This window comes from Flavobacteriaceae bacterium GSB9 (genome assembly GCA_022749295.1).
GTDB lineage: Bacteria > Bacteroidota > Bacteroidia > Flavobacteriales > Flavobacteriaceae > Flavisericum.
On the sequence record CP062007.1, the window covers coordinates 2,656,655 to 2,683,177 of the forward strand.

Annotated in this window: 27 protein-coding genes and 1 pseudogene; 24 read left to right on the top strand and 4 right to left on the bottom strand. The window is 36.5% G+C overall.

Annotated elements, in window-relative coordinates:
• The 19 genes from gcvH to tsaB all read left to right on the top strand — a co-directional run bounded on the left by gcvH (position 1) and on the right by tsaB (position 16,533).
• Positions 1–381, top strand: coding sequence for a glycine cleavage system protein GcvH (gene gcvH, locus GSB9_02332; protein UKM65761.1), 381 nt, complete (start codon positions 1–3; stop codon positions 379–381).
• A 7-nt stretch (positions 382–388) separates the two neighbouring features.
• Positions 389–751, top strand: coding sequence for a VanZ family protein (locus tag GSB9_02333; GenBank protein ID UKM65762.1), 363 nt, complete (start codon positions 389–391; stop codon positions 749–751).
• Positions 752–809: 58 nt separating this feature from the next.
• Complete coding sequence (locus GSB9_02334) at positions 810–1,529, top strand: energy transducer TonB (GenBank protein ID UKM65763.1); 720 nt, start codon at positions 810–812, stop codon at positions 1,527–1,529.
• 151 nt (positions 1,530–1,680) lie between these two features.
• Positions 1,681–2,481 (top strand): energy transducer TonB, encoded by an 801-nt coding sequence (locus GSB9_02335; protein UKM65764.1) that lies wholly within the window; start codon positions 1,681–1,683, stop codon positions 2,479–2,481.
• A gap of 114 nt (positions 2,482–2,595) precedes the next feature.
• Positions 2,596–4,689, top strand: a complete 2,094-nt coding sequence (locus GSB9_02336; GenBank protein UKM65765.1) for a gliding motility protein RemB — start codon at positions 2,596–2,598, stop codon at positions 4,687–4,689.
• A 233-nt stretch (positions 4,690–4,922) separates the two neighbouring features.
• Positions 4,923–5,750: a heme o synthase gene (gene cyoE / locus GSB9_02337; protein UKM65766.2), complete on the top strand. Its 828-nt coding sequence runs from the start codon at positions 4,923–4,925 to the stop codon at positions 5,748–5,750.
• Between the two features lie 3 nt (positions 5,751–5,753).
• Positions 5,754–6,335, top strand: coding sequence for a cytochrome c oxidase subunit 3 (locus GSB9_02338; protein UKM65767.1), 582 nt, complete (start codon positions 5,754–5,756; stop codon positions 6,333–6,335).
• Between the two features lie 46 nt (positions 6,336–6,381).
• Complete coding sequence (locus GSB9_02339) at positions 6,382–7,353, top strand: cytochrome c oxidase subunit 3 (GenBank protein ID UKM65768.1); 972 nt, start codon at positions 6,382–6,384, stop codon at positions 7,351–7,353.
• A 54-nt stretch (positions 7,354–7,407) separates the two neighbouring features.
• Positions 7,408–7,788 carry a cytochrome C oxidase subunit IV family protein gene (locus GSB9_02340; GenBank protein ID UKM65769.1) on the top strand — a complete coding sequence of 127 codons (381 nt, stop codon included), beginning with the start codon at positions 7,408–7,410 and terminating at the stop codon, positions 7,786–7,788.
• Between the two features lie 124 nt (positions 7,789–7,912).
• Positions 7,913–8,635: a hypothetical protein gene (locus GSB9_02341; protein ID UKM65770.1), complete on the top strand. Its 723-nt coding sequence runs from the start codon at positions 7,913–7,915 to the stop codon at positions 8,633–8,635.
• Positions 8,622–9,365: an SCO family protein gene (locus tag GSB9_02342; protein ID UKM65771.1), complete on the top strand. Its 744-nt coding sequence runs from the start codon at positions 8,622–8,624 to the stop codon at positions 9,363–9,365. The genes GSB9_02341 and GSB9_02342 overlap by 14 nt, the downstream gene beginning before the upstream one ends.
• Entirely contained in the window at positions 9,358–9,894 is a 537-nt protein-coding gene (locus GSB9_02343) for a DUF420 domain-containing protein (GenBank protein UKM65772.1), read from the top strand. Before GSB9_02342 ends, GSB9_02343 begins: the two co-directional genes overlap by 8 nt.
• 2 nt (positions 9,895–9,896) lie before the next feature.
• A complete protein-coding gene (locus tag GSB9_02344; GenBank protein ID UKM65773.2) occupies positions 9,897–10,115 on the top strand; it encodes a hypothetical protein in 219 nt (72 codons plus the stop codon).
• An 88-nt stretch (positions 10,116–10,203) separates the two neighbouring features.
• Complete coding sequence (locus tag GSB9_02345; protein UKM65774.1) at positions 10,204–10,905, top strand: ABC transporter ATP-binding protein; 702 nt, start codon at positions 10,204–10,206, stop codon at positions 10,903–10,905.
• On the top strand, positions 10,898–12,127 hold the full coding sequence (locus GSB9_02346) for an ABC transporter permease (protein ID UKM65775.1): 1,230 nt from the start codon (positions 10,898–10,900) through the stop codon (positions 12,125–12,127). Before GSB9_02345 ends, GSB9_02346 begins: the two co-directional genes overlap by 8 nt.
• 2 nt (positions 12,128–12,129) lie before the next feature.
• Complete coding sequence (locus GSB9_02347; GenBank protein ID UKM65776.1) at positions 12,130–13,374, top strand: ABC transporter permease; 1,245 nt, start codon at positions 12,130–12,132, stop codon at positions 13,372–13,374.
• A gap of 12 nt (positions 13,375–13,386) precedes the next feature.
• Positions 13,387–14,517, top strand: a complete 1,131-nt coding sequence (locus GSB9_02348) for an efflux RND transporter periplasmic adaptor subunit (protein UKM65777.1) — start codon at positions 13,387–13,389, stop codon at positions 14,515–14,517.
• The gene (locus GSB9_02349; GenBank protein UKM65778.1) at positions 14,486–15,847 is read left to right on the top strand and encodes a TolC family protein; all 1,362 of its coding nucleotides are present in this window, start codon (positions 14,486–14,488) and stop codon (positions 15,845–15,847) included. Before GSB9_02348 ends, GSB9_02349 begins: the two co-directional genes overlap by 32 nt.
• A 14-nt stretch (positions 15,848–15,861) precedes the next feature.
• Positions 15,862–16,533 (top strand): tRNA (adenosine(37)-N6)-threonylcarbamoyltransferase complex dimerization subunit type 1 TsaB, encoded by a 672-nt coding sequence (gene tsaB / locus GSB9_02350; protein UKM65779.1) that lies wholly within the window; start codon positions 15,862–15,864, stop codon positions 16,531–16,533.
• A 54-nt stretch (positions 16,534–16,587) separates the two neighbouring features.
• On the opposite strand, the gene GSB9_02351 is transcribed toward tsaB, so the two are convergent.
• The 3 genes and pseudogenes from GSB9_02351 to GSB9_02352 all read right to left on the bottom strand — a co-directional run bounded on the left by GSB9_02351 (position 16,588) and on the right by GSB9_02352 (position 18,846).
• Positions 16,588–17,403: a mechanosensitive ion channel gene (locus GSB9_02351; GenBank protein UKM65780.1), complete on the bottom strand. Its 816-nt coding sequence runs from the start codon at positions 17,401–17,403 to the stop codon at positions 16,588–16,590.
• 78 nt (positions 17,404–17,481) lie between these two features.
• Positions 17,482–17,827, bottom strand: a pseudogene (locus tag GSB9_03340) (DUF1304 domain-containing protein).
• Between the two features lie 116 nt (positions 17,828–17,943).
• Positions 17,944–18,846: a NifU family protein gene (locus GSB9_02352; GenBank protein ID UKM65781.1), complete on the bottom strand. Its 903-nt coding sequence runs from the start codon at positions 18,844–18,846 to the stop codon at positions 17,944–17,946.
• Positions 18,847–19,014: 168 nt separating this feature from the next.
• Between GSB9_02352 and GSB9_02353 the strand changes: the two genes are divergently transcribed.
• Complete coding sequence (locus GSB9_02353; protein ID UKM65782.1) at positions 19,015–20,025, top strand: type IX secretion system membrane protein PorP/SprF; 1,011 nt, start codon at positions 19,015–19,017, stop codon at positions 20,023–20,025.
• Between the two features lie 137 nt (positions 20,026–20,162).
• Positions 20,163–22,538, top strand: a complete 2,376-nt coding sequence (locus tag GSB9_02354) for a GAF domain-containing protein (GenBank protein ID UKM65783.1) — start codon at positions 20,163–20,165, stop codon at positions 22,536–22,538.
• On the opposite strand, the gene GSB9_02355 is transcribed toward GSB9_02354, so the two are convergent.
• Positions 22,535–23,812, bottom strand: coding sequence for a DUF5706 domain-containing protein (locus tag GSB9_02355; protein UKM65784.1), 1,278 nt, complete (start codon positions 23,810–23,812; stop codon positions 22,535–22,537). The genes GSB9_02354 and GSB9_02355 overlap by 4 nt on opposite strands.
• Positions 23,813–23,972: 160 nt before the next feature.
• Between GSB9_02355 and msrB the strand changes: the two genes are divergently transcribed.
• Genes msrB through GSB9_02358 form a run of 3 tightly spaced genes read left to right on the top strand, consistent with a single transcriptional unit; the run spans position 23,973 to position 26,522 of the window.
• Entirely contained in the window at positions 23,973–24,434 is a 462-nt protein-coding gene (msrB, locus tag GSB9_02356) for a peptide-methionine (R)-S-oxide reductase MsrB (GenBank protein ID UKM65785.1), read from the top strand.
• Positions 24,424–24,966: a peptide-methionine (S)-S-oxide reductase MsrA gene (gene msrA / locus GSB9_02357; protein UKM65786.1), complete on the top strand. Its 543-nt coding sequence runs from the start codon at positions 24,424–24,426 to the stop codon at positions 24,964–24,966. The genes msrB and msrA overlap by 11 nt, the downstream gene beginning before the upstream one ends.
• On the top strand, positions 24,963–26,522 hold the full coding sequence (locus GSB9_02358) for a YdiU family protein (protein ID UKM65787.1): 1,560 nt from the start codon (positions 24,963–24,965) through the stop codon (positions 26,520–26,522). Before msrA ends, GSB9_02358 begins: the two co-directional genes overlap by 4 nt.
• Position 26,523: the final 1 nt, after the last annotated feature.

The following is a 26,523-nucleotide window of genomic DNA, read 5'->3' on the forward strand; positions in this document are numbered from 1 at the left end:
ATGAACATTCCTTCCGAATTAAAATATACAAAAGACCACGAGTGGGTGTCAGTTGAAGGTGATATAGCCACTATTGGAATTACCGATTTTGCACAAAGTGAATTGGGTGATATTGTTTATGTAGAGGTTGAAACTTTAGACGAAACCCTTGATGCCGAAGAAATTTTTGGAACCGTTGAAGCCGTAAAAACGGTGTCAGATTTATTTTTACCATTGTCTGGAGAAGTTGTTGAATTTAATGAGCTTTTAGAAGACGAACCGGAAAAAGTGAATTCAGACCCCTATGGCGATGGCTGGATGATAAAGGTGAAAATATCCGATGCTGAAGAAATAAACGGTTTGATGTCTGCCGATGATTACAAAGCGTTAATAGGTGCCTAAAAGCTTAATGCTTCCAGCAACATTATTGTACACTTTGGCCTTAACTTTGGCTTGTTTGGTACGTTTAAACAATTTGCCAGACGTTGGTTTTTCGTTTGGCGACAAAGTATTTCACTTTTTGGCCTATGCCCTCTTAATGTTGTTGTGGTTTGGGACATTTTACTACAATATAGGTTTTGTACGTTTAAAGTCAATAATTTACGCATTGGTGTTTTCTGTGGTTTTTGGTATAGTTATTGAAGTATTACAAGATACATTCACTGATTACAGAGCATTGGATGTTTACGACGTTGTTGCCAATAGCCTAGGAGCTTTGTTAACCGCTGTAGCACTGTGGTTAAAGAAAACTTTACACGTTAAAAACCAATAAAGCCTTGCTTTTTTGGCAAATAATTAATTAAATTAGCAATCTTGATAAACGATATATTATGGAACCTAAAAAAAATCCTAAAGCAAATGTGGGGCGTAATAGCTCACTGTATTTCGCCATTGGCTTGGCGTTAATGCTATTCATTACTAATTATGCCATAAACTATAAGACTTACGATAAAGAAGACATAGACGTTGGAATGGTAGTTATGGAGGAAGAAATAGAAGAAGAAATTCCTTTAACTCAGCAAATACAAACACCGCCACCGCCACCGCCACCACCAGCAGCACCCGAAGTAATCGAGATTGTTGAAGATGAGGTAGAGGTTGAAGAAACTGTAATTGAATCTACAGAGGTAGATCAAGAAACTGAAATTGTAGAAGTAGAAGAGGTTGAGGTTGTTGAAGTAGAAGAAGATATCGATGTGCCATTTTCAGTTATTGAAAACGTACCGGTTTTCCCAGGTTGCGAAAAGGGAAGCAATAATGAGAAAAGAGCATGTATGTCGAAAAAAATATCGCAATTTGTAAACAAAAAATTTAACACCGATTTAGCCAGCGATTTAGGTTTATCAGGAAGACAGCGTATTAACGTTATCTTTAAAATCGACAAAACAGGTACGGTTACAGGTATTCGTGCTAGAGCACCGCACCCTGGACTTGAAAGAGAAGCTAAACGTGTTATTGGCTTGTTGCCAAAAATGAAACCAGGAAAACAACGTGGTAAACCAGTAAATGTTCCTTACTCTTTACCAATTATTTTCCAAGTCCAAGATTAATTTTTAAGATTAAAAAAGTAAGTTAAAAACCCTGAGTAAACCTCAGGGTTTTTTAATGTCAAAATCCCGTTACAAAAACTGTAACGGGATTTCTTTTTGGTATGCTTATTGTGACTTTATCATAATATTAACATTTTAAACTACAATTATTATGAGAAATCAAAAAGATGCTCACGACACCATTCGGCAAAATGGGGAAGTCGTGAAAAAATCACAAAAACATGACACAAATTTACAAAAAAACTCCACCTTTTATTTTCAAATAGGGTTAATTGTATGCTTACTAACCGCTTATGGTCTATTGGAAATGCGGTTTGAAAACGAATCGGCCGAAATTGTAAGTGCTCTGCCAATTGAAGACGATTTTCCAGAAGTAGCTATTGAAAACTTCAAAGTTTATGAACCTTCAAAACCAGAACCCAAACAGGACACAAAAAAAGAAGTAAAATTGATTGATGAAATCAAAGAAATTGAAGATGATTTTGATGAGGGAAAAATCATTGATGTGGTTACCGTAGAACAAAGCACAACAACGGATAATCCCATAGACCCAAATAAAGTAAATGTGGTTGATAAACCTGAGGAAACAAACGTTCCTATTGCTTTTATCCAAAATGTACCTATTTACCCGGGTTGTGAAGACTCTAAAAACAATAACGAGCGCAGAAAATGCATGTCTGATAAAATAACCAAACTCATTCAAAGAAAATTTGAGGGCGGTGATATAGCTTCCGACTATGGGTTAACAGGTAAACAAAAAATCTTTGTTCGGTTTACCATTGACAAAACAGGGCATGTTAATGATATTCAAACAAAAGCTCCAAACCCAGACCTTAGCGAGGAAGCTGAACGCGTTATTAACCTAATCCCGAAAATGATTCCTGGAAAACAAAATGACCAAAATGTGGGTGTCGTTTACGATTTACCTATTATTTTCCAAGTTCATGATTAAATATTAAAGAACAATTGATAAAAACCTGATGTGAACATTCGCATCGGGTTTTTTTATGAGTCATTCTTAAAAATATAGTATCTTTCGGTCCAAAATCAACGCTTAATAACAAACATGAAGCGACTCTTTTTACCATTCCTACTTATTTTGCTTCAATATGGCCACTCCCAAAATGGTGACTTTAATGAGAAACCTCCTGTTTTTTCGCAATGCGATGGAATAGCGTTAGAGGCTTTAAAAGATTGTTTTTATAAGCAAGTTTTTAATCATGTTTATCATAATTTTAAAGTGCCCGAACAGGTTTTAAAAGATAAATATAAAGGAGAAGTTGTAGTGCTTTTTGAAGTTGATAGTCTTGGTCAATTTCAGGTTATTTACACCAAATCGATGTATCAGTCGCTTAAAAATGAGATAAAACGGGTGTTTTCGACCTTTCCGAAGATAAAACCGGCGAGCTATAATGGCAAGAATACCTTTGTTCAATATTCTATGCCAATTAAAATCCCCTTAAGAAATCAGTATGCCGAATCAAAAAGCATCAAAATTGTAAATCGTTTAGAGAATAGTGTTGGGCGTTCTAAAACGGAATTTGACAGTATCAATGCAAGTCTGTTGCCATTTGAAAATCCAAAGTATGGAAGTCAGTTAAATATTCCGTTCACCCACAGCGATTATGCGCGTTTCGATAGGGCAATGAACGTGGTAGGAACCAATAGTCATACAGCATCAAAACCTTTTGTTTTTGAGGAGGTTTCTAAATATTACGATTTTAAAGAAGCGGAAAAAAAGCTTAAAAAAGAAACCACAACTTGGGCTGGTAAAAAACTATGGAACGAACACTTGGTGCAGCTTCAAGGTAAAGATTATTGGTTTACCATAGACCCGATTTTCGACTTTCAATTGGGCAACGATGCCGAAATAGGAACGACATACAATAATACAAGGGGGCTTTTGGTTCAAGGTGGATTAGGAAAAAAGCTAAATTTTTATACTTCAGTTTTTGAAAGCCAAGGCCGCTTTGCGGGCTACGTTAATCGCTATTCTGAAAGCTTAAAAGCTTTTGGTCCAGATCCAGCCATTATTCCGGGACGTGGTATTGCGAAACGTTTTAAAACCGATAGTTATGATTATCCGGTGGCTGAAGCCTATTTATCGTATACGCCTACCGGTTTTATGAATATTCAGTTTGGGCACGGTAAAAATTTTATTGGTGATGGGTATCGGTCGTTATTATTGAGCGATGTGGCGAGTCCGCATCCCTTTTTTAAATTGAATACTAAGTTTTGGAAATTGAAATATACCAATACGTGGATGTGGCTAAAAGATGTGCGAGATGAAGCGGTGGCCGACAAAGCCTTTTTAACCAAATATATGGCTAGCCACTATTTAAGTTGGAATGTGTCGAAACGTTTGAATGTCGGGTTGTTCGAATCGGTATTGTGGACCAACTCCAACAACCGAGGTTTTGATGTCAATTATTTAAACCCCATTATTTTTTACCGTGCCATAGAATTTGAAACAGGGCAAGGTGCCGGAAATGCGCTTTTGGGCGCTTCTGCAAAATATAAATTTAGTGACGACGTGAATGCCTACGGACAATTCATTTTAGATGAATTTTCGTTGGGCGACGTAAAAGGTGGTGAAAAAAGTTGGAAAAATAAATATGGTTATCAGTTAGGCGTTAAGTATTATAATGCTTTTAAGGTCAATAATTTATTGTTGCAACTCGAATACAATCGTATTCGCCCGTTTACCTATTCGCATAACACTATTGTGTTGAACTACGGTCACAATAACCAAAGCATGGCGCATTTGTGGGGCGCTAATTTCAGCGAACTGATTTTAATTGGCCGCTACCGTTACCAACGTTGGTATGGCGATGCCAAATTTATTTTCGGTATGCGCGGACTCGATTTTAACAACGGTACCGATAATTTTAGTTACGGTGGCGATATTTACCGCGATTATAACGACCGCCCTTTCGATACAGGCGTAGAAGTAGGTCAAGGTATAAAAACAAATAGTTTTTACGCCAATCTGCAAGCTGGCTATTTGGTAAACCCCGCCTCGAACCTAAAGATTTTTACTGATATCACGGTTCGGAATTTTAACCCAGAAGCTACTATTGTAACTACGTTTGAAAGCAATACTGTATGGTTTAATTTTGGATTACGCACCGATTTGTTTAATTGGTATTTTGATTTTTGATTATTATCATGCTTGACCAGTTTAAGTATCTCAGTAACTAAGTTTATATTGGGCCAAAATATTTTAAATCATAACGGCTTTCAATTTCAACTCCAAAACCATTGCCCAAAATGCTTTTAAAGAGTATCTTTGCACTCGCAATTTAAAGCGGTTAAGAATTTAGGCCATTGAGTAACTCAAAATCTTCATTAGCAACACCTTCTGTAATTTCAGATTTTAAGGAAATCACAAAAATGCGTTTGGCATTAAGCGTAGTGTTTTCATCACTTGCAGGCTATTTGTTGGGCGTAGAAACAGTTGATATAAAAACATTGGTTTTACTAGCCTTTGGAGGCTATTTTATGGTAGGTGCATCAAACGCGTTCAACCAAATAATTGAAAAAGATTTGGATGCCTTGATGAACCGGACCAAAAACCGCCCAATCCCGTCGGGGCGCATGTCGGTAACCACCGCATTTATAATTGCTAGTGTTTTTACGGTGGCAGGTGTGGTTATTTTGTATACTATCAACAAACAAACGGCCATGTTTGGGGCTATTTCCATTTTTTTATATACTTGTGTTTACACCCCTTTAAAAACCAAAACACCTTTGGCGGTGTTTGTTGGGGCCATTCCAGGAGCCATTCCGTTTATGTTAGGCTGGGTGGCTGCCACTGATGATTTTGGTATCGAGCCGGGTACATTGTTCGCACTGCAATTCTTTTGGCAGTTTCCACACTTTTGGGCGATTGGCTGGTTTTTGTACGACGATTATAAAAAAGGCGGATTTTACATGCTGCCCACTGGTAAGCAGGATAAAGGTACGGCTGTACAGACTATCATGTATACGATTTGGACTATTTTAGTGTCCATCATTCCAGTGTTTGGCTTTACAGGGCGATTGGAGTTATCTATAGTAGCTGCTGTGTTGGTACTGGTCACAGGTTTTTGGATGCTGTATTATGCCATACGACTGTTTAGAATTATGACCGAAAAAGCCGCCAAACAACTTATGTTGGTCAGTGTGTCGTACATCACTTTGGTACAGATTATTTATGTTATAGATAAATTTATTAGATAAACTATGGATTTAACACAAGGCACTCAAGAAGAAAAACATGCTAGAGCAAAGAAAATGATGCTTTGGTTTGGTATTATTTCGTTAATAATGTCGTTTATGGGCTGGACCAGTGCTTTTATTGTTAGCAGTTCCAGACCAGATTGGTTAAAGGATTTTCAATTGCCCAATGCCTTTTTAATAAGTACAGTGGTTATTGTTTTAAGTAGTGTGACGTTTATTTTGGCCAAAAAAGCAATGAAGGCCAACAACCAAAAAGCAACATCGCTGTGGTTGATTGTTACTTTAACATTAGGCGTGGTTTTTATTTTCAACCAGTTTTCGGGCTTTCAGGAAATAATCGATTTGGGTTATAATTTTACTGGGCCAACCAGTAATGTAACCATGTCTTATATATATTTAATAGCCGTTGTACATATTTTACACGTTATTGCTGGGCTAATATGCTTATTGGTGGTAATTTATAATCATTATAAACAAAAATATAACCCAACAAAAATGCTAGGGTTTGAACTCGCAGCCACCTTTTGGCATTTTATAGATGTACTGTGGGTGTACCTCTTTTTGTTTTTATATTTTATTAGATAAATAAATTGATTATTTTTGTGCAACTTTTAAACAACAACCAATATATATGAGTACAGCAGTAGCAGAAGGCAAAACTTGGGGCGGTGGTAACCAGCCACTAAAAGCAAGTTACGGTAAAATGATGATGTGGTTTTTCATCGTTTCCGATGCCTTAACATTTTCTGGCTTTTTAGCGGCCTACGGATTTTCAAGATTCAAATTTATTGACGAATGGCCCATAGCCGATGAGGTGTTTACCCACGTACCGTTTTTGCACGGTCAAGAATTACCCATGATTTATGTGGCATTTATGACGTTCATTCTTATCATGTCTTCTGTAACCATGGTACTTGCAGTAGATGCGGGACACCATTTAAACAAAGGAAAAGTTACACTTTACATGTTTTTGACCATTATTGGTGGTTTAATTTTCGTCGGATCACAAGCTTGGGAATGGGCTACATTCATTAAAGGTGATTATGGTGCTGTACAAACAAAAGGTGGTAATATATTGCAATTTGTTGATACTGATGGTCATCGTGTGGCCCTGAGAGATTTTGTAGTTGCCGATGCCCATGCAGAAAGAGTGCAACAAGAAAGTAGAAATGGGTTGTGGTTTGTAAGTGAAGGAACATTGCCAACTTATACTGTTGAAGAGGTTCTGCATGGCTTAGAAAGTCATGAAAATGTTTTGGTTAGAACGCAAGACCTTACAGAAGAAGGTGAAAAAACAGTACTTTCAAGAACCGAATCGTTAAAACAAATTAAGGAAAACGGTAGAGCCGTAGTTGAAGGAGCTAACCTTCACGTAAACGAATATGGTTCGCCGTTATTTGCAGATTTCTTTTTCTTTATCACAGGATTCCATGGTTTTCACGTATTTTCTGGTGTAGTCATTAATATCATTATCTTTTTTAATGTGGTATTGGGTACTTACGAAAGACGCAAGAGCTACGAAATGGTAGAAAAAGTAGGATTGTATTGGCACTTTGTAGATTTAGTGTGGGTATTTGTATTTACATTCTTCTACCTTGTATAATAAATAATTTTTTTATTTCCTTGAAGAAGGAAATCTTTTAAATCATAGTAAAAAATGGCACACGATCATAAATTAGAAATATTTAGAGGCGCTTTAAAGTTTAAATCCAATACCCAAAAAATTTGGGGTGTTTTAATCCTTTTATCCATTGTAACTGCCGTAGAGGTTGTTTTGGGTATTTACAAACCAGAGGTGCTTATGGGTAAGGTTTTGGGTATGAAAGGCCTTAACTGGATATTTATCATTCTTACTTTAGTAAAGGCGTATTACATTACTTGGGACTTTATGCACATGCGAGACGAAACCAAAGGATTAAGACGTGCAGTGGTTTGGACTGGTATTTTCTTGATTCTTTACTTAATTTTTATTCTCTTGCAAGAAGGCGGTTATGTATACAACGTGTACGACGAAGGGTTTATAAAAAGAGATTTTTAATCCTTTCAATTATAAATGGATTCTACTAGAATTTAAGTGTTAAATAAAAGTATTAAGGCGGTTTTTAAACCGCCTTTTTCTATTTTTGCAGCGCGGTTTTAAGCTTCAAAAACCATTTGTTTTTATGGATTACAAAAAAGTGAGTCGGTACGTTGTTTTGGGAATTCTGTTTTTTCTTCCTGTAACGTTTCTTCTGTTTCTTTATCCGGCCACCCATAACTATACACCGCTAGATATCGTTAACGAATCGGTTAGTGATTTAGTAGAATTTACTTCAAATTCTGAAGAGAAAATCCTTTTAAGAGACCATATTACTGTGCTTGGTTTTGTAGGAGCAAACCCTATGAAAAGCGCAACAGGGGCATCAAATTTAAAGGAATTGGTTTACGATAAATTTAAGGGCTTCAAACGGTTTCAAATCGTTATTGTTGCACCCAAAGGAACCGAGGAGATAGCTGAGCAATTAAAAACTGAAATCAGTTCGTATGAAGATCTAAGGTTTTGGCATTTTGTTTTTGGTACACCCCAACAGATAATGTTGCTGTTCAATAGTTTGAAAATTGAAGAAAACCTTTTGGAAGATTTATCGACCGACCACGTGTTTATTGTGGATAAAGATTTGAACCAGCGCGGAAGATTAGACGATAGGGCAGACAACGAACTGAAAAAGAACAAACCTGTTTACGGCTTAAATAGTTACGACTGTATTGAAGTAGCGGAAATAAAAAACAAAATGAGTGAAGACATGCGTATTTTGTTTACCGAATACAGGCAAAAGCGTAAAGGAGAGTTCAACTCTGAAACGCGTAGAGCAAACGATTTAAATAATAGCAATGAAAAAAACTAATTATTCATACATTGGAATAGCCTTTATTATTTTGGTTTTTGGAATTATTTTCATTCCTAAAATTGTTGATAGAATTTCTGAAGGTGATATCAATAGAAAAGAAAGCCGAAGCGATTATGTTGATGACAATCAATCAACGTCTTCCGATTTGGCGTTTATTGAAATTAACGGCGTTCCTAAAAAAGTGCCTTCATTTTCTTTTACCAATCAAAATGGGGAAACAATAACCAACCAATATTATAAAGGTAAGGTATACGTTATTGAATTTTTCTTTACCACATGCCCAACTATTTGTCCTCGAATGAACAGAAACCTCGTTCAAATTCAAAATACATTTAAAGATTTTTCAGATTTTGGGGTAGCATCGTTTAGCATTAACCCAGCGCATGATACACCAGAAGTCCTTAAAGCATATGCCGAGCAATATGGTATTACTAATCCTAATTGGCATTTAATGACCGGAGATAAAGATGCCATTTACAAATTGGCTAACGAAGGATTTAATTTATACACAGCCGAAGAGGAAAGTGTAGCAGGCGGTTTTGAGCATTCTGGAAATTTTGCACTTATTGATAAAAATGGGTTTATACGGTCGAGAAAAGATGATTTTGGTAACCCTATAATTTATTACCGCGGTATCGCTTCTGAAGAAGAAAAGGTAGATGACGATGGTGCGCCAGAAGAAATAAGCTTGCTTAAAGAAGATATAAAAAAATTGCTAAATGAATAATTCAAAAGAAATTTTAGACGAGAAGAAATATAACAAATTAATTTTGGTGTTATCTATTTTAATACCAGTAGTGGTTGCTGTTTTATTTGGTGTTAGAATACCTAATGTCGAACCTTTAAGTTTTTTGCCGCCTATTTATGCTACCATAAACGGTTTAACGGCTGTTATTTTGATTATTGCCTTTATTGCTATTAAGAATAAAAAATTGGTGCTACATGAAAATTTAATGACAACCGCTATTTGGTGTTCGGTTGCCTTTTTAGTGATGTATGTCGCTTACCACATGACGAGTGACTCAACCAAATTTGGAGGCGAAGGCTTGGTGAAGTATGTTTACTATTTCATCTTGATTACGCATATATTGCTATCTATAATTATTATTCCGTTTGTACTGATTACTTATGTGCGAGCCATTACCAATAACATAGAAAAGCATAAAAAAATAGCTAAAATAACATTTCCGTTATGGCTATATGTTGCTATTTCTGGCGTTATTGTTTATATTATGATTTCACCTTATTACGCATAACAATGAAACGAAAGGCTGTTTTTCTAATATGTGCTTTTGCTTTTTTTATAGAGACTAACGCCCAATGTGCTATGTGTCGTGCTGTTTTGGAAAGCGAAGAAGGACAAACCGCTGCCGAAGGCATTAACGACGGTATTGTTTATCTTATGGCCATACCTTATATTTTGGTGGCAGGTATAGGCTATGTTATTTACCGTAAGTACAATACGTTAAAAAAGTAATAAAAAGTTTTATTTGCGTTTTTTGTAACATTTCTTTGTGTAGTTAGTCTTACTTTTAGGTTTTAAGGCCTACTAAATCAACAAGATTATGTTAAAAATCCACCAACTCCACAAATCCTACCCTATAGGAGATTCCAGTTTACATGTTTTAAAAGGTATAGACCTTGAAGTAGAAGAAGGTGAAATGGTCGCCATAATGGGCTCTTCGGGCTCAGGAAAATCTACCCTTTTAAATATCATAGGCATGCTGGATGAAGCCGATTCGGGTGAGTATATTTTGGATGGGTTGCCAATTAAAAACCTAACCGAAAAGAAGGCTGCCGTTTACAGAAATAAGTTTTTAGGTTTTATTTTTCAATCCTTCAATCTTATCAATTATAAGAATGCTTTAGAAAATGTAGCGCTTCCGCTGTATTATCAGGGAATGAAGCGTAAAGAACGTCAAGAAAAAGCCATGTTTCATTTAGAAAAAGTAGGTTTGGCGGAGTGGGCAAAACATTTGCCTAAAGAATTATCGGGCGGACAAAACCAACGTGTGGCTATAGCTAGGGCATTGGCGGCAAACCCAAAACTGCTGCTTGCCGATGAGCCAACCGGTGCATTAGATACCAAAACTTCTTATGAAATCATGGATTTTATACAGCAATTAAACGATGAGGGAAAAACCATTTTAATGGTTACCCACGAGGAAGATATTGCCAATATGTGCAAACGAATCGTTAGACTCCGCGATGGTGTAATCATGGAGGACAAAAAAGTCAATCAAGTAAGGGCACGCCAACATGTTTGATTTAGACCTTTGGCGAGAAATACTCCAAAGTATCAATAAGAACAGAACCAGAAGTTTATTGTCTGGTTTCACGGTGTCGTTTGCTATTCTTTTATTTGCCATTCTTTTTGGTATTGCTAATGGCTTGCAAAACTATTTTGCCGAAGCTTTTGGAACCGATGCCAATAATTCCATTATTATTTTTCCAGGAAGAACAACTAAGGCGCACGACGGACTTCAAGCAGGAAGACAAATTCAATTTAAAAACGACGATTATAATTTCATTTTAGATGAATTTGGCGACAAAGTGCAATACATAACAAGTAAAGTAAACCGAAGTGTTATGGCCACCTTTAAGGGCGAAAAGAATACGTATGAAATGCGGGCCGTACATCCAGAATATATGTTTATTGAAAATAATGTAGTCAGCGAGGGCAGGTATATCAACTTAAACGATTTACAAAACAAAACCAAAGTCGCTGTTATTGGTCGAGTCGTTTATAATGAATTGTTTTTAAAGGAAATGGCCATTGGCAAATACATTAATTTAAACGGAATTGCCTTTAAAATAGTTGGTGTTTTTACCGATGATGAAGGCGACAACGAAGAAAGAGTAATATACGTTCCACTTACTACAGCCCAATTTTTGTATGGCAATAACGATTTTATCGATTTTATGCACCTTACCTACAATCCCGAGATGAACAGTAATCAGGCATTGGCATTCGGAAATGCTATAACCAGAAAACTGAAAGAGCGTTTTTCGGTGGCCAGGAGCGACCAAAGGGCTATCAGAATTCGCAATATGGCACAGGGCATGAAACAAGTGGATATGATGACTTACGGCCTAACTATAATAATATTAGTAATAGGCTTTGGAACTTTAATCGCAGGAGTAGTAGGCATCAGCAATATCATGATTTTTATAGTTAAAGAGCGCACGAAAGAAATTGGTATTAGAAAGGCCTTGGGTGCCACACCAAAATCCATAGTATCCATCATTTTAATAGAATCAATACTTATTACAGCCGTAGCAGGATACATCGGTTTGTTAATTGGTGTTGGTGTATTGGAATGGGTAGCACCTTATTTGGAGCAATACTTTATAAAAAATCCTGGTGTAAGTAATAATTTGGTGATTGGAGCTACCGCAGTATTGATACTTGCAGGTGCCATAGCAGGTTATGTGCCGGCAAAAAAGGCATCGAGAATTAAACCCATTGTAGCATTAAGAAACGATTAGTGATGTTTAGGTTTTTATTCGATAGAGATACGTGGCAAGAAGTTTTTGATAGCTTCAATAAAAATAAACTCCGTTCTATTTTAACGATGGTAGGCGTTTGGTGGGGTATTTTATTGCTCATTGGTTTGTTAGGTTCAGCGCGCGGTTTAGAAAATGCCTTTAACCGTTTGTTTGGCGATTTTGCTACCAACAGTGTATTTGTAATGGGTAGCGCCACGGGCAAACCCTTTAAAGGGTTTCAAGAGGGAAGGCGTGTACAGTTAACGTTAACCGATATTGAAAAGGTTAAAGTTAATATTGAAGGTATCGAATTTGTGGTTCCAAGAAATATGAATCAAGGACAGGTAGTAAGAAATTTTCTTTCTGGGACTTTTAATGTTATGGGCGACTATCCCGTGTTGGACCAAGTTCAAAAAAAGAAACTCGTGCATGGACGTTTTATTAACCAAAACGATATCGACGACCACAAAAAGGTAGCTGTAATTTCAGAAAGCATCTATAAACAGCTTTTTGAAAAGAATCAAGATCCCATTGGGCAATACATTCAAATTAATAACATCAATTACATGGTTGTGGGCATGTACGATCAAGGTAAGGTTAATTTTGGTCCGAGTGAAGATATTCATATACCGTTTACCACATTTCAGCAGGTTTACAACCAAGGTGAAAAAATAGGCTTTTTAATGATTACAGGAAAGCCGGATTTCGATATTCAGCAAATAGAAAAGGATGCATTATTGCTGCTTCGAAATTTAAACAATGTGCATCCAGAAGACAAAAGGGCTTTTAGGAACTTTAACATCGGGAAGGAGTTTGCCAAAGTTACCGGCTTTTTAACAGGTATGCAGTTTTTAACATGGTTTGTGGGGTTGGCGACATTAGTGGCCGGTGTTTTTGCTATTGGCAATATTTTATTGATAACCGTAAAAGAACGCACCAAAGAAATAGGGGTGCGCCGTGCTTTGGGCGCTACGCCATTTGAAATTAAAAGGCAAATTGTGGTTGAAGCCGTATTTTTAACCTTGGTGGCCGGTTTCTTTGGAATCATTACCGGAGGCTGGATTCTTATTTTGTTGGACCATTTTTTTGGGCAAGGCGACGAAGCAGCCATTGTTAATGCATCCGTATCTATTGGTGTGGTATTTGTTGCGTTAATTATTTCAGTAGCTTTAGGAACTTTAATAGGTTTAATCCCAGCATTTAAAGCTACTAGTGTAAAACCCATAGAAGCATTAAGAGAAGAATAAACAATCAAAAAAATGAATAAAACAGTAAAAATTATTTTAGTATTAGTCGCTATCATAACACTGGCGTTTGTGTTAAAATACTTTAAAGATGCTAATTCAAAAGATATCATAGATTACAAGGTAGAAGAGCCCTTTTATACGTCTATAAACAAAAAGGCGGTGGCCACAGGAAAACTCAACCCCGAGGAAGAAGTTGAGCTTAAGCCACAAATATCGGGAATTGTCGACCAAATTTTAGTTGAAGAAGGCGATGTGGTTAAAAAGGGCGATTTAATAGCCAAGATAAGAGTGGTGCCCAACGAGCAAAGTCTGGTAAGTGCCAAAAGTAGGATATCATCAACAAGGTTGTCGTTCGATAATGCCAAAACGCTATATGAGCGCAACAAAGCGCTGTTCGAAAAAGGGGTAATTTCAAAACAAGATTTTGAAAACAGCGAGCTTTCTTATAACCAGGCCAAAGAAACCTTGACACAGGCACAAAATGATTATCAAATTATTAAACGCGGCTCCATTTCTGGAGGTAGCTCGGCGAATACCAATATCGTTGCCCAAATTCAAGGCACCATTTTGGAAATCCCAGTACGTGAGGGCGACCAAGTGATTCAAAGTAACAATTTTAACGCTGGTACAACCATTGCAACCATTGCAGATATGAGTAAAATGATTTTTGAAGGAAAAGTTGATGAGGCTGAAGTGGGCAAACTCAAAGAAGGGAAAGCCATAAAAGTGGTTTTGGGCGCCATAAAAGACAAAGAGTTTCCTGCGACACTAACTTTTGTAGCTCCAAAGGGTATTGAAGAAAATGGCGCCGTACAGTTTACCATAAAAGCCGATGTTAAAATAGGTTCCGATGTGAATATAAGAGCGGGTTACAGTGCCAATGCCGAAATGGATTTAGAAAGCAAAGATAGTGTGTTGGCCATTCGGGAAGCTTTGCTTCAATATAACCGTATTACCGAAAAACCTTTTGTTGAAATATTGGAAGGCGATAATAAGTTTAAAAAGGAAGATGTAGAATTGGGCATTTCAGATGGTATTAATGTTGAGATAAAAGAAGGTGTAAACGAAGGTGATAAAATAAAAGTTTGGAATAAAGCATCAAAAGACAATAATGAAGAAGAAGAAGAGAATGGCAACCATTAAATTGAAACGCACTATACTTTTTGCAGTACTGTTATGCTCGTTGTGGTCTTTCGCCCAACAAAAAAAATGGACTTTACAGGAATGTGTAAATTACGCGATTGAGAATAATATATCGGTGCAACAAGCCATGCTAGACCAAAATTTAGCAGATTTAGATAAAAAACAGGCTGTTTATAATTTTTTGCCCAATTTAAATTCTAATGCATCATATAATATAAATACTGGAGCTAATATTAATCCAGCAACCAACCAATTTGAAAACTCAACCTTCCAGTCCTCTTCTGGTGGCATAAGTTCTGGAATCAATATTTTCTCGGGACTACAAAATTGGAAAAACCTCCAACGTGCCAAACTTAATAAAATGGCTGCCAGTTATCGACTGGATAAAATGAAAGACGATATTTCGCTTTTTGTAGCTAATTCATTTTTACAAATCTTGGCGAATAAGGAGCGCCTCAGAGTATTACAGGGTCAAAACAAAATAACGAAAGAAAATATAAAAAACACAACAGAACTTGTAGAATCTGGGGTTTTACCAGAAGGCGATTTGTTAGAGATTAAGGCTACCGATGCATCACAGCAGCAACAGATTATTCAAGCGGAAAACACCCTTTTTATTTCGAAATTAGGTTTGGCCCAGACCCTTCAATTGAAAGATTATGAAATGTTTGATGTTGTTGATATGGATTACGACATAGTGCCTGCTGACATGTTATCGAAAAAACCAAAAGAGATTGTTGAGAAAGCCAAGGAAACCGTTAATGATATAAAAATAGCAACCTCCAATTTAGATTTGGCCAAAAAAGATTTAGAAATAACTAAGGCTAGCTATTATCCTACACTTTCAGGGTTTGTGAGTTACAATGCACGGTGGTCTAGTTCGCAAATTAATCCATTTACAGGAGAAGAAATTAATTTTATAGACCAGCTTTACTTGTTTGATGGAACAGCTGTTGGATTACGCCTAAATGTGCCAATTTTCAATCAGTTTAGCACAAGAAATAGTATAAGACGTAGTGAAATTAATGTAAAGCGACTGGAAAATCAGGCAAAACAAGCTAAACTCGATTTAGAGTCAACAGTATACCAGGCATATAATGATGCACAAAATGCAAAAAAAGCTTATGATGCTGCTCTGAAGGTTGAAGAAGCTAGACAGTTAGCTTTCAATTATGCGCAAGAGCGCTATGATTTAGGCTTGTCTAACGCGTTCGATTTAAATCAATCTCGTATCCTGTTAGATAATGCACAATCGGATGTTATTCGAACTAAATTCGATTATATTTTTGGGATGAAGGTATTAGAGTTTTATTTTGGGGCATCCATATAATAATTTAAATAGACATGTGCTACATACTTAACATAGAAACCGCAACCACAAATTGTTCAGTATCGCTTTCCAAAGACGGCGAAACCATTATTTTAAAGGAAGACAACGATAAAAGTTATTCGCATGCCGAAAGACTTCACGTTTATATTGATGCTGTTTTAAAGGAGGCTAAAATTGTCGGCGAAGATTTATCGGCTATTGCTATTAGCAAAGGACCGGGATCGTACACAGGGTTACGCATTGGGGTTTCGGCAGCCAAAGGCCTTTGTTTTGCTTTGGATAAACCACTACTTTCAATATCTACTTTAGAAGCCTTGGCCAATAAAGTGACTGCTAAAGAAGGCATTATAGTACCTATGCTTGATGCCCGAAGAATGGAAGTGTATTCGGCCATTTTCAATCACAATCACGAACAAATTCGGGAAACCCAAGCACAGATTTTAGATGAAAATGCATTCGCAGAAGCATTAAACAACGGAAAGGTACATTTTGTGGGCAATGGTGTTGAAAAGACTAAAAATTTAATTGAACATAGCAACGCCGTTTTTATTGAAGGCGAATTGCCGTCGGCCAACGAAATGGGCAAATTGGCCTATGAAAAATTCAAACGAAACGACACCGAAGATGTGGCCTACTTTGAACCTTTTTATTTAAAGGATTTTGTAGCGTTGAAATCTAAAAAATAAGCCCCGTTACAAACCTGTAACAGGGCATTGTATTTAAGATATAAAAAATAGGTTTTAGCCTTGTTTTTGAATTTCCACTTGGTGAGGATAAGGAATATCGATTCCTGCCTCATCAAACGCTTCTTTGGTGCGCTCGATAATATCAAAATTCACGGCCCAATAATCTTCTTTCTTTACCCATACACGGGTAAAAAAGTTTATAGAGCTGTCTGCTAGTTCCGATACGTTTATAGCAGGGGCAGGATCTTTCAATATTTGTGGATTGGAATTAATCACTCTAAGAATAACTTCTTTTGTTTTCTTAATGTCTGAGTCATATCCAACTCCAAAAGTAAAATCTACGCGGCGTGTGTCTTCTGTGCTGTAGTTGGTAATATTGCCGTTAGAAAGGCTTCCATTTGGAATAATAATTTCCTTATTATCTGGCGTAGTTAATTTGGTTGTAAATATTTCAATTTCCTTTACGGTACCAGATTCGCCTTGAGCTTGAATAAAGTCGCCAATTTTAAAGGGTTTAAAAATCATAATTAAAACACCTCCGGCAAAATTTCCTAAAGAACCCTGTAACGCTAAACCAATAGCCAAACCTGCAGCAGCAATAACAGCCGCAAACGAGGTGGTTTCAACACCAACAGTGCCCAGTACTACAATAATTAAAACTACTTTTAAAGTCCAACCTAATAAATTCATTAGGAATTTTTGAAGACTTTCTTCATAGTTTCTTTTGGTCATGACTTTTCTGGTGGCCTTTAACAGCTTTTTTATTACCCAAGCGCCTATTATCCATATAATAATGGCACCGAGTATTTTTAAGCCGTAATCTGTTGCAAGGTCAATCCACTTTTCTGTGTCTACATTTTCTAAATCCATAAATATTTAAGTTAATTATTAGTTATACAAAATTAAATTTATTGAAAAGGACAAATTGTTTTAAATGTGAAAATATAGTTAAATTTTAAAAACTAGGCTTAATAGCGCAAGAATAGCGGGAATGGCCTGAATGTAAAATAACTTTATCCGTTGTGATGAGTAAGACCCATAAATTCCGGCAAGCGTCACTCATATCAAAAAAAACAGCAGTATTAGTTTCTTTTTGAATCATGGAATAAATAGGCCCAGCGGCCAAAAATCCATTTTAAAGTCCTTGGTTGGCCGCCAGTACTTTGGTGTCTTCAGCAAATTGTTTTGATTTTAAACCAAATGCTTTGATGCCTTTGGGCTTGGTCCATAAAAATATTTCCAAGATTAGGAAGTAGATATGTTCGAGGACAACAAATAGTGCTAAAATATCGATAGAGAGGTCATGCTGAAAATACTCAAAATATTGAATGCCCTTCAAAGTTAATTAAAATAGCATAAAAAAAGCGCTCTTTAAGGAGCGCTTTCACTTTGGTTATTATGTTTTTCTAATTATCCGTTTATGGCTTCTACCATTTCAACCTTTCCGGGAAGCATTTGTTTTAGCATGTTTTCTATACCACTTTTCAGGGTAAGGGTTGATGAAGGGCATCCACTACATGCACCTTGCAGCAAAACGCTTACGTTTTTAGTGTCTTGGTCGTACGAGATAAACTGGATATTACCGCCATCACTAGCTACGGCCGGTTTTACATATTCTTCAAGTATGTTTACGATTTCTTTAGATGTATCATCCAAATTATCGAAACGGTGATCGAGCTGCTCGGTAGATTTTTCTAATTTTTCGGCTGCATCAGGAGATACGATTTCTTCGCCTCTTTCAATATAATCCTTTATAAATTCGCGCAGCTGGATGGTGATTTCCTGCCATTCGGTAATGTCAAATTTGGTTATCGAAACATAGTTTTCGTCCAGAAAAACACTTTTTACAAATGGAAAATGGAACAATTGCGTGGCCAATGGTGATAGTTTGGCGTCTTCTATTGAGGTAAACTCGAACATGGTGTTAACAATTTTCTTGTTGGCCACAAATTTCATTACCGCTGGATTGGGTGTGCTTTCAGCATATACGGTAACCGGTACTTTTTTAGGGGCAGCCTCTTCTTCAACCACAACGCCGCCGTCATTTAAATAGGCTTCAATTTGTTCTGCAACTTCACCTTGTACATCGTTCCATTCAACAATGTTGTAGCGCTCAACAGCAATAAAGTTGCTAGCGACATACACCTTTTTTACAAATGGAAGGTAAAATAGTTGTTGGGCCAATGGCGAATGCTTGGCTTCGTCAATATTATTAAACTCGAAACTTTGATGTTTGGTAATAAACTGGTTTACTTCGAATTTTAGTATGGCATTATTTGATGTTTCTTGTACAGAAACCTTGTAAGTATTCATTTTAGCTAATTTTTTACAAAAATACTAAAAGAAAACGTTAGATATCATATATTTGAGTTTTGTGTGAGTTTAAATTGTACAAAAAAGTATAATTACAACGCGGTGTAAAATGTGAATTATAACACTGAGACGTATGTGTAAAAGCTAAGCCTACTTGGTACATCAGTTATGAAACTAAGGATTTTTATTTTATCAATAACGATTTTTCTATGCTCCAAATTATCTACATCGCAAGAGGGGTTGCCTGTTTATACCGATTATCTTACCGATAATTACTACTTGATTCACCCATCTATGGCTGGTGTTGCAAACTGTTCAAAAGTTAGGCTAACGGCCAGACAACAATGGTTTGGACAAGATGATGCTCCAAAACTTTTAACCTTAAATATGAATGGAAGGATTGGTGATTCGCAATCGGGTATTGGCGGTATTGTGTTTGCCGATAAAAACGGCTATCATTCGCAAAAAGGTGCTTATGCTACGTATGCACATCATATTATGTTTTCTAGAACCGAAACGGACTTGAACATGTTGTCTTTTGGTTTAAGTGCCGGTTTTATACAGTACCAGTTGGATGAAACAGACTTTTTAGGTGACGCACCTATTTCAGATCCAATAATTAGCGGGATTGTTCAAAACGAAACTAATTTTAATATAGATTTTGGCTTTTCATACCATTTTCTTGATTTTTATGCCCATGCGACGGTTAAAAATCTATTGAAGAATTCTGGAATAAACAACAATATTCAAATAACCAGTAACTTAAGACGCTATTTACTTTCTGTTGGAAATGTATTTAACAAATATGGAAGTTCTTGGAGTTACGAACCTTCTGTAATGTTGCAATATAGAGACGGTACACAGGAAACCACACTCGATTTTAATGGTAAAGTTTACAAGCAAATGGAGTTTGGTAAATTGTGGGGTGGACTTTCCTATAGGCAAAGTTTGGACGGAGCCGAATTTAGAACAGATTCAGGGGCAATCGATAGTCAAAAGCTACAGCAAATTACCCCAATTTTGGGTGTAGACTACAACAACTTTATGTTTGCTTATACGTACACTTACCAGACCAACTCAGTGGTGTTTACCAATGGAGGCTTTCACCAATTAACCTTGGGTTATAACTTTAATTGCAGAAGAAAATCATACGATTGCAATTGCCCAGCGGTAAACTAACCATTTTTTATTATTTGTTTTAAAACATTAAACCTAAAACAAAAGGGCTTAAGTTTTAATTTTTTATGTTATTAGGCTTGGTTAACATCGACTAACCCAATATTTCGTAATTTTACGTTTATTAGAATTTTAGTTAAATGGATATTAATACAGGAATTGAATCCCCGTTATTGCTAAACGTTAGTTTTAATAAATTGTTAGAGCAATACGAGACTTTAGCAGAAGGAGACAACGAGTTTGTAGCGGCCAAGGCAAAGCGTATTTTAAAAAGCGTTGAAGCCTACCCAGAATTGCGTAATGGTTTTAGTGAAACGTCTGTTTTAAAAGAACGCGCCAACGAAATTCGTTTTGTGCTTCAAGATACGTTTAGTCCGTTATTAACCAATAATGAAATTAAAACGGCATCGGTGCCGCTACATAATTTAATTTTTAATTCGTCAGAGCGCTTCAAAAACATTATCAAAACGGCCGGTGATAACTTCGAGCTTCAAATAAAAAACATGCCTCAAGACGATACCTATATTATCGCCTGTACCATTATTCTAAATTTTTATTATGGTTATAATCTTAATTTTAAAAGACCGTTTTTCTACGAAATACCCGATGTGAATGGCATAAAGCGCTATTATAAGATTTTGTACAACGGTGATTTTTGTGAAATTATTCCAACGGAAAGGGCCAAAAAAATTACAAAAGGTGATTTTGATGAACTATTGGACAATTTTGAAAATATAGATTTATGGCGAGAAAAATTTCCGCCCCAAAGTTATATTTTTAAGGGTTTTGTAATATCCAATATTTTTGATGTTACCGATGATCAATCGATATCAAACATAAAATCGAGCCTTATTGTTGGTGGTAAGCGCAATGATGAGGGGTTTATGGATAATTTTGAAGAGATTTTCCGCTCATTATTGGGGATAAAAAATCTTAGGGCCGGTTTTTCTTTATATAACAAAGAAGAAAGTACATTTGAGTGTGTACACAATTCTGGCTTGCACAGTTTTTTGTTAGGAAATAACGATAGCGCAAAATGTCTGGAAGTGATGTGTGGACAATCTTACAAAAGCCTAATGACTGAAAAGAAGTACATTACTGTATCCAACGTAGATAAAATGCTTAGTGGTACCGAACAACAGCCTCATATTGTTCGTTTGAACAAACAAGGTATAAAAAGCGCTATTTTTGCACCTATTGCCAATGATGATGGTGTTATGGGGGTTTTAGAAATCGTATCAACCCAACCCATGGTGTTAAACAGTATAAATGCCAATAAATTGGTTGATGTTATGCCATTTATAGTGTCTGCGGTTGAACGTTCAAAAAACGAAGAGCAAAATACTATTGAAGCCATAATACAGCAAGAATGTACATCAATACATTCCAGTGTTTATTGGAAATTTGTTGCAGCTGCACGTCAGTTTTTAAAGGATAAATCGGTCATAGGTAGCAAGGCTGCGTTTCAGGAAATTGTTTTTGATGATATATATCCTCTATTTGGGCAAATAGATGTCAAAGGCTCTTCCGAAGCCCGGAATTTGGCTACCCAAAAAGACCTTCTGCTTCAACTATCATTGGCCGAAAACATAGTTTCCCAAATTAGTAAACTTGAACCTTTACCAATCTATGAAGAAATTCTTTTTCAAATAAGGAGTTTTGTTAATAGTCTTAAAACAGATTTCAAAGTAGATAGTGAACATGGTATAGTGGCTTTCTTAAAAAAAGATATTGAGCCTTTACTAGAATATCAGTTGGAAAAGAATGAAGGTTTAAAGCAGGAAATACGTGGTTATTTTGAAAGGGTAGATAGCGATTTAAACATGGTGTATCACCATCGTAAACGTTATGATGAAACCATAATGCTTATAAACAAAAACATGGCTTCTATATTAGATGAAAAGCAAAAAGCAGCCCAGGCCATGTACCCGCATTATTTTGAGCGTTTTAAAACAGACGGTGTAGAGCATAACATGTATATTGGTGAGTCTATTACCAAGACCGATAGTTTTAATCCAGTCTATTTGTACAACCTAAGGCTTTGGCAATTGCAGGTAATGTGCGAAATGGAAAACGAATATTACAGTAATCAGCACTTATACCCAATAACGCTCGATGTAGCCTCCATGATATTGGTTTTTAATCAACCCCTTTCCATAAGGTTTAGAATGGACGAAAAACAATTTGATGTAGACGGTACCTACAATGCGCGCTACGAAGTAGTTAAAAAACGTGTAGATAAGGCCTTTATAAAAGGTACTCAAGAGCGCATTACGCAAAATGGAAAAATTACCATAGTGTATTCGCAAAAAGAAGACGAAGAAGAATATTTAAGATACATCAGGTTTTTTCAAAGTAAAAAAGCATTAAATAAAGATGTCGAAATTTTAGAGTTGGAAGATTTACAGGGTGTTACAGGTTTAAAAGCCATTAGGGTTGGTATTCTTTATCATAACAAAAATGATGATGAAGCCCTTTACACTTATGATGATTTAATGAAAGAAATTAAAGTTTAAGCAGCAAACAGGTATGCGGTTACGTTCGTTTTTCGTGTTTCATGGTCATATAAAAATGATGTAGGGTCTTCTGGCAAAACACTTTCTATTTCTGCACCATTGCTTTTTAACGCTATTCCAAAGGAAATAACAGAAATAATCATCCCAATCATAAAAATGGTATAGGTAATTCTTAAGATTCTGTATTTTCGTTCCAGTACTTTTCCAAGAAAATAAAGGTCTTTGGTAAGCGATTTATAAACATAGTTTTTGTCCTTTAACAATTCGCTAACGGCCCACTCGTACTCTTTGAGGCCCATTTTATGGAAATTACCAAAAAAAGTAAGGTTTACCTCTTTATTGGCTACGTCCTCTTTAGTGAATTCGCCACTTGTTACGTTTGGCCTGGTAGCAATAATGGATAATACCATAGATATTACACAAGACAACGTGAAAATAGCTGTTGGGTAAATTAAATATGGGTTATTGTCAAGTTTAGAGATTAGGTTTGCCAACACTAGCGAAATAATAATAGCATTTACCGAAAGTAAAATATTGGCTTTGGTATCTGCAATATCGCTCAATTTTATATGGTTGCGTAAAGCCACTCTATAAAATGTTTGTATGCCGCGCTCGGGGCTTTCGTTTTTATATTGCGCCTTATACTTAGCTTTTATTTCTTCTCTTAGCAGCTTCTCTTTTTGCTTTTTCTTTGCCTTAATGAGTTTAGATAGGTTTTTTTCCTTCTCCTTTTGCCAGTTTTTCAAGGCGTAATCTGTGTAGAATTCATGCTTTTTGGTCAGTACTTTTATGTTTTCGTTAAGCCACTCAGATGGCGAATAGGTTTTTATGCCTTGAATTTCAAGTTCTTTTCTTAAAAACTCACTGGCTTCAGAAAAGTATGCTTTCCCAAAATGGGAAGAGTCTGCATCTCTCAGTATTTTACCAATTTCGGTTTTAGGTACAATTTTGAGTTTTGTAGCTATAATGCATGAACTTACAGCCTCTATAGTTTCAGTGTCAACGTTATTTTCCTTTAAAAAGGCCGTGGCTATTTTTACACTTTCTTCTTCGTGGTTCTCGTGTGTTTTCGTGTAGCCCGTATCGTGCAATAGTGCTGCAAGTTCTATTGTTTCAGCATCTTTTTTGTCTATGTCGGAATGTTCAATTATTTCTCTGGCACTTCGTAATACACGCTCGGTATGGGTATGGTTATGGTATAAAAATGTACTATCCAGTTTTTGCTTAAATAACTCAAAAACAAACTTTTCTGTAGCTTCTATTAATTTCGACATAAATGAAATTGATTTTTCAATACAAATTACTAAAATTTAAATATATTATACGTGCTTAGTCTATAAAGATTGTATCGGTAAGAAACTGCAATTGTTTTCGACTTATGCAAGTGTTAAAGTTTTTATTAGACATATATAAAAAAGAAAGGACTGAATTAGTATGATAACTTGGAAAGATATTATAAATTTTTCTGTAAATGGAAACCCAGAGCCAGAAAAACGGGTTGAAAAAACCGAAGCTGAATGGAAGTCGCAATTAACACCCGAACAGTTTAGAATAACTAGGCTTAAAGGTACCGAGCGTCCACATAGTGGCGCGCTTTGTTCAGTTTATGCAGCAGGAAAGTATAGCTGTGTGTGCTGCAATACGCCACTTTTCGACTCTACAATAAAGTTTAATTCGGGCACCGGGTGGCCTAGTTTTACCCAACCCATAAAAGAAAATGCTATCAAATATGAAAGAGACACCACATTGGGTATGGTAAGGGTTGAGGTTATGTGCAATACCTGCGATGCACATCTAGGACATGTATTTCCCGATGGGCCAGAGCCAAGTGGTTTAAGATATTGTATTAATTCAGAATCTATGCAATTAGAAAAGGAAACAACAAATGACAAATAAAAATTTACAAGTAGCTACCGTTGGTGGTGGATGTTTTTGGTGTACCGAAGCGGTATTCCAAGAAATACAAGGCGTTAAAAAAGTAATATCTGGGTATTCTGGAGGTAATGCTCCGGGGCATCCAACCTATCGTGAGGTTTGCTCGGGACTAACGGGGCATGCTGAGGTGGTGCAAATCACCTTTGATGCTAACATTATTTCTTATGAAGATATATTGTTCATTTTCATGACTACCCACGACCCAACCACATTAAATAGGCAAGGTGGAGACCACGGTACGCAGTACCGTTCGGTTATTTTTTATCATGATGAAAGCCAAAAAGCTACAGCCGAGAATATTATGGATAAGGTGTCACCTTATTATGATGACCCCATAGTTACTGAAATAAAGGCGTTGGATGTATTCTATGAAGCCGAAGGTTACCACCAAAACTATTATCGCAATAATACCACAGAAGGCTTTTGTAGTTTTGTAATAACGCCAAAATTGGCAAAATTAAGAAAGCTACATGCCGATAAACTGAGCACATGAAACTTAATATAAACGATAGATTTAATATTGATTTACCCGCAGATTCTTTAAAAGAGAATTCAAGACGGCAGGTGTTAAATGCATGTTATTCTTATGTTTCTCCAAAAAAAACTTCAAACCCAGAATTGATACACGTTTCACCAGAAATGTTGGAAAGCCTAGGTATTCAAGAGAATGAAGTTAAGAGTGAAACGTTTTTGAATCTGTTCACTGGAAACGAAATATATCCAAATACCCAACCTTATGCCATGTGTTATGGCGGACATCAATTTGGTAATTGGGCAGGACAGTTGGGCGATGGCCGCGCCATAAACCTTTTTGAGATAGAGCATGAAAATAAACATTGGATGGTTCAATTAAAAGGGGCGGGCGAAACGCCGTATTCGCGTTCAGCTGATGGGCTGGCCGTGCTACGCTCATCCATACGGGAGTATTTGTGCAGCGAGGCCATGTTCCATTTGGGAGTTCCTACAACTAGGGCTTTATCGTTGGCTTTAACCGGCGATAGCGTTTTGCGCGATGTCATGTACGATGGCAATCCGGCTTATGAAAAAGGTGCTATAGTGACTCGTGTGGCAACAAGTTTTTTACGGTTTGGTAGCTATCAAATATTTGCTGCAAGACAGGATTATGATACCCTAAAAACGTTGGTTGATTTCACCATAGAACACCATTTTTCGCATTTGGGAGCACCTTCAAAGAATAGTTATATCGAGTTTTTTAAAGCGGTCTCAGAACGCACTCTCGATATGATTATCCATTGGCAACGCGTAGGATTTGTGCATGGTGTGATGAATACCGATAACATGTCTGTTTTAGGGCTTACTATCGATTACGGTCCGTATGGTTGGTTAGAAGGTTTCGATTATGGTTGGACACCGAATACTACAGATAGCCAACATAAACGTTACCGTTATGGAAATCAGCCCAATATCGGACTATGGAATTTATACCAATTGGCTAATACACTTTATCCTTTAGTGGAAGAAGCCGAGCCTTTTCAAACGATTTTAGATGACTATAAAACAAAATTTGATGCGAAGTCTTTAAAGATGATGCAATCTAAATTGGGCTTAGTTGAAGACGATGTTTTCGATAAATCACTAATTCAAGAATTGGAAGACAACCTCTTGCTTGCCGAAACCGATATGACTATTTTCTTTAGAAGTTTAAGCAATTTTAAACCTGACACTTCCGAAGGACTGAAGATTGTAGAAAAGGCATTTTATAACCTAGATGAACTTTCAGAAGACATTAAACAAAAATGGAACAATTGGTTTAATCGTTATGCATCGAGGTTGAATTTGGAAGCGCTTTCCAATGAATCGCGTAAGGAAAAAATGAATTTAGTAAACCCCAAATATGTGCTTAGAAACTACATGGCCCAATTGGCTATTGACGATGCCGAAAAAGGGGATTACAAATTAATTGATGAACTGTTTCAACTTTTAAAAAAGCCCTATTCCGAGCAACCCGAATACGAAAAATGGTATGCTAAAAGACCAGAGTGGGCGCGCCATAAAGTAGGCTGTTCTATGTTGTCGTGCAGTTCGTAAT

Coding starts and splice junctions, on each gene's coding strand:
- gcvH (UKM65761.1), top strand. CDS start 1: ATGAACATTCCTTCCGAATTAAAATATACAAAAGACCACGAGTGGGTG.
- GSB9_02333 (UKM65762.1), top strand. CDS start 389: ATGCTTCCAGCAACATTATTGTACACTTTGGCCTTAACTTTGGCTTGT.
- GSB9_02334 (UKM65763.1), top strand. CDS start 810: ATGGAACCTAAAAAAAATCCTAAAGCAAATGTGGGGCGTAATAGCTCA.
- GSB9_02335 (UKM65764.1), top strand. CDS start 1,681: ATGAGAAATCAAAAAGATGCTCACGACACCATTCGGCAAAATGGGGAA.
- GSB9_02336 (UKM65765.1), top strand. CDS start 2,596: ATGAAGCGACTCTTTTTACCATTCCTACTTATTTTGCTTCAATATGGC.
- cyoE (UKM65766.2), top strand. CDS start 4,923: ATGCGTTTGGCATTAAGCGTAGTGTTTTCATCACTTGCAGGCTATTTG.
- GSB9_02338 (UKM65767.1), top strand. CDS start 5,754: ATGGATTTAACACAAGGCACTCAAGAAGAAAAACATGCTAGAGCAAAG.
- GSB9_02339 (UKM65768.1), top strand. CDS start 6,382: ATGAGTACAGCAGTAGCAGAAGGCAAAACTTGGGGCGGTGGTAACCAG.
- GSB9_02340 (UKM65769.1), top strand. CDS start 7,408: ATGGCACACGATCATAAATTAGAAATATTTAGAGGCGCTTTAAAGTTT.
- GSB9_02341 (UKM65770.1), top strand. CDS start 7,913: ATGGATTACAAAAAAGTGAGTCGGTACGTTGTTTTGGGAATTCTGTTT.
- GSB9_02342 (UKM65771.1), top strand. CDS start 8,622: ATGAAAAAAACTAATTATTCATACATTGGAATAGCCTTTATTATTTTG.
- GSB9_02343 (UKM65772.1), top strand. CDS start 9,358: ATGAATAATTCAAAAGAAATTTTAGACGAGAAGAAATATAACAAATTA.
- GSB9_02344 (UKM65773.2), top strand. CDS start 9,897: ATGAAACGAAAGGCTGTTTTTCTAATATGTGCTTTTGCTTTTTTTATA.
- GSB9_02345 (UKM65774.1), top strand. CDS start 10,204: ATGTTAAAAATCCACCAACTCCACAAATCCTACCCTATAGGAGATTCC.
- GSB9_02346 (UKM65775.1), top strand. CDS start 10,898: ATGTTTGATTTAGACCTTTGGCGAGAAATACTCCAAAGTATCAATAAG.
- GSB9_02347 (UKM65776.1), top strand. CDS start 12,130: ATGTTTAGGTTTTTATTCGATAGAGATACGTGGCAAGAAGTTTTTGAT.
- GSB9_02348 (UKM65777.1), top strand. CDS start 13,387: ATGAATAAAACAGTAAAAATTATTTTAGTATTAGTCGCTATCATAACA.
- GSB9_02349 (UKM65778.1), top strand. CDS start 14,486: ATGAAGAAGAAGAAGAGAATGGCAACCATTAAATTGAAACGCACTATA.
- tsaB (UKM65779.1), top strand. CDS start 15,862: ATGTGCTACATACTTAACATAGAAACCGCAACCACAAATTGTTCAGTA.
- GSB9_02351 (UKM65780.1), bottom strand. CDS start 17,403: ATGGATTTAGAAAATGTAGACACAGAAAAGTGGATTGACCTTGCAACA.
- GSB9_02352 (UKM65781.1), bottom strand. CDS start 18,846: ATGAATACTTACAAGGTTTCTGTACAAGAAACATCAAATAATGCCATA.
- GSB9_02353 (UKM65782.1), top strand. CDS start 19,015: ATGAAACTAAGGATTTTTATTTTATCAATAACGATTTTTCTATGCTCC.
- GSB9_02354 (UKM65783.1), top strand. CDS start 20,163: ATGGATATTAATACAGGAATTGAATCCCCGTTATTGCTAAACGTTAGT.
- GSB9_02355 (UKM65784.1), bottom strand. CDS start 23,812: ATGTCGAAATTAATAGAAGCTACAGAAAAGTTTGTTTTTGAGTTATTT.
- msrB (UKM65785.1), top strand. CDS start 23,973: ATGATAACTTGGAAAGATATTATAAATTTTTCTGTAAATGGAAACCCA.
- msrA (UKM65786.1), top strand. CDS start 24,424: ATGACAAATAAAAATTTACAAGTAGCTACCGTTGGTGGTGGATGTTTT.
- GSB9_02358 (UKM65787.1), top strand. CDS start 24,963: ATGAAACTTAATATAAACGATAGATTTAATATTGATTTACCCGCAGAT.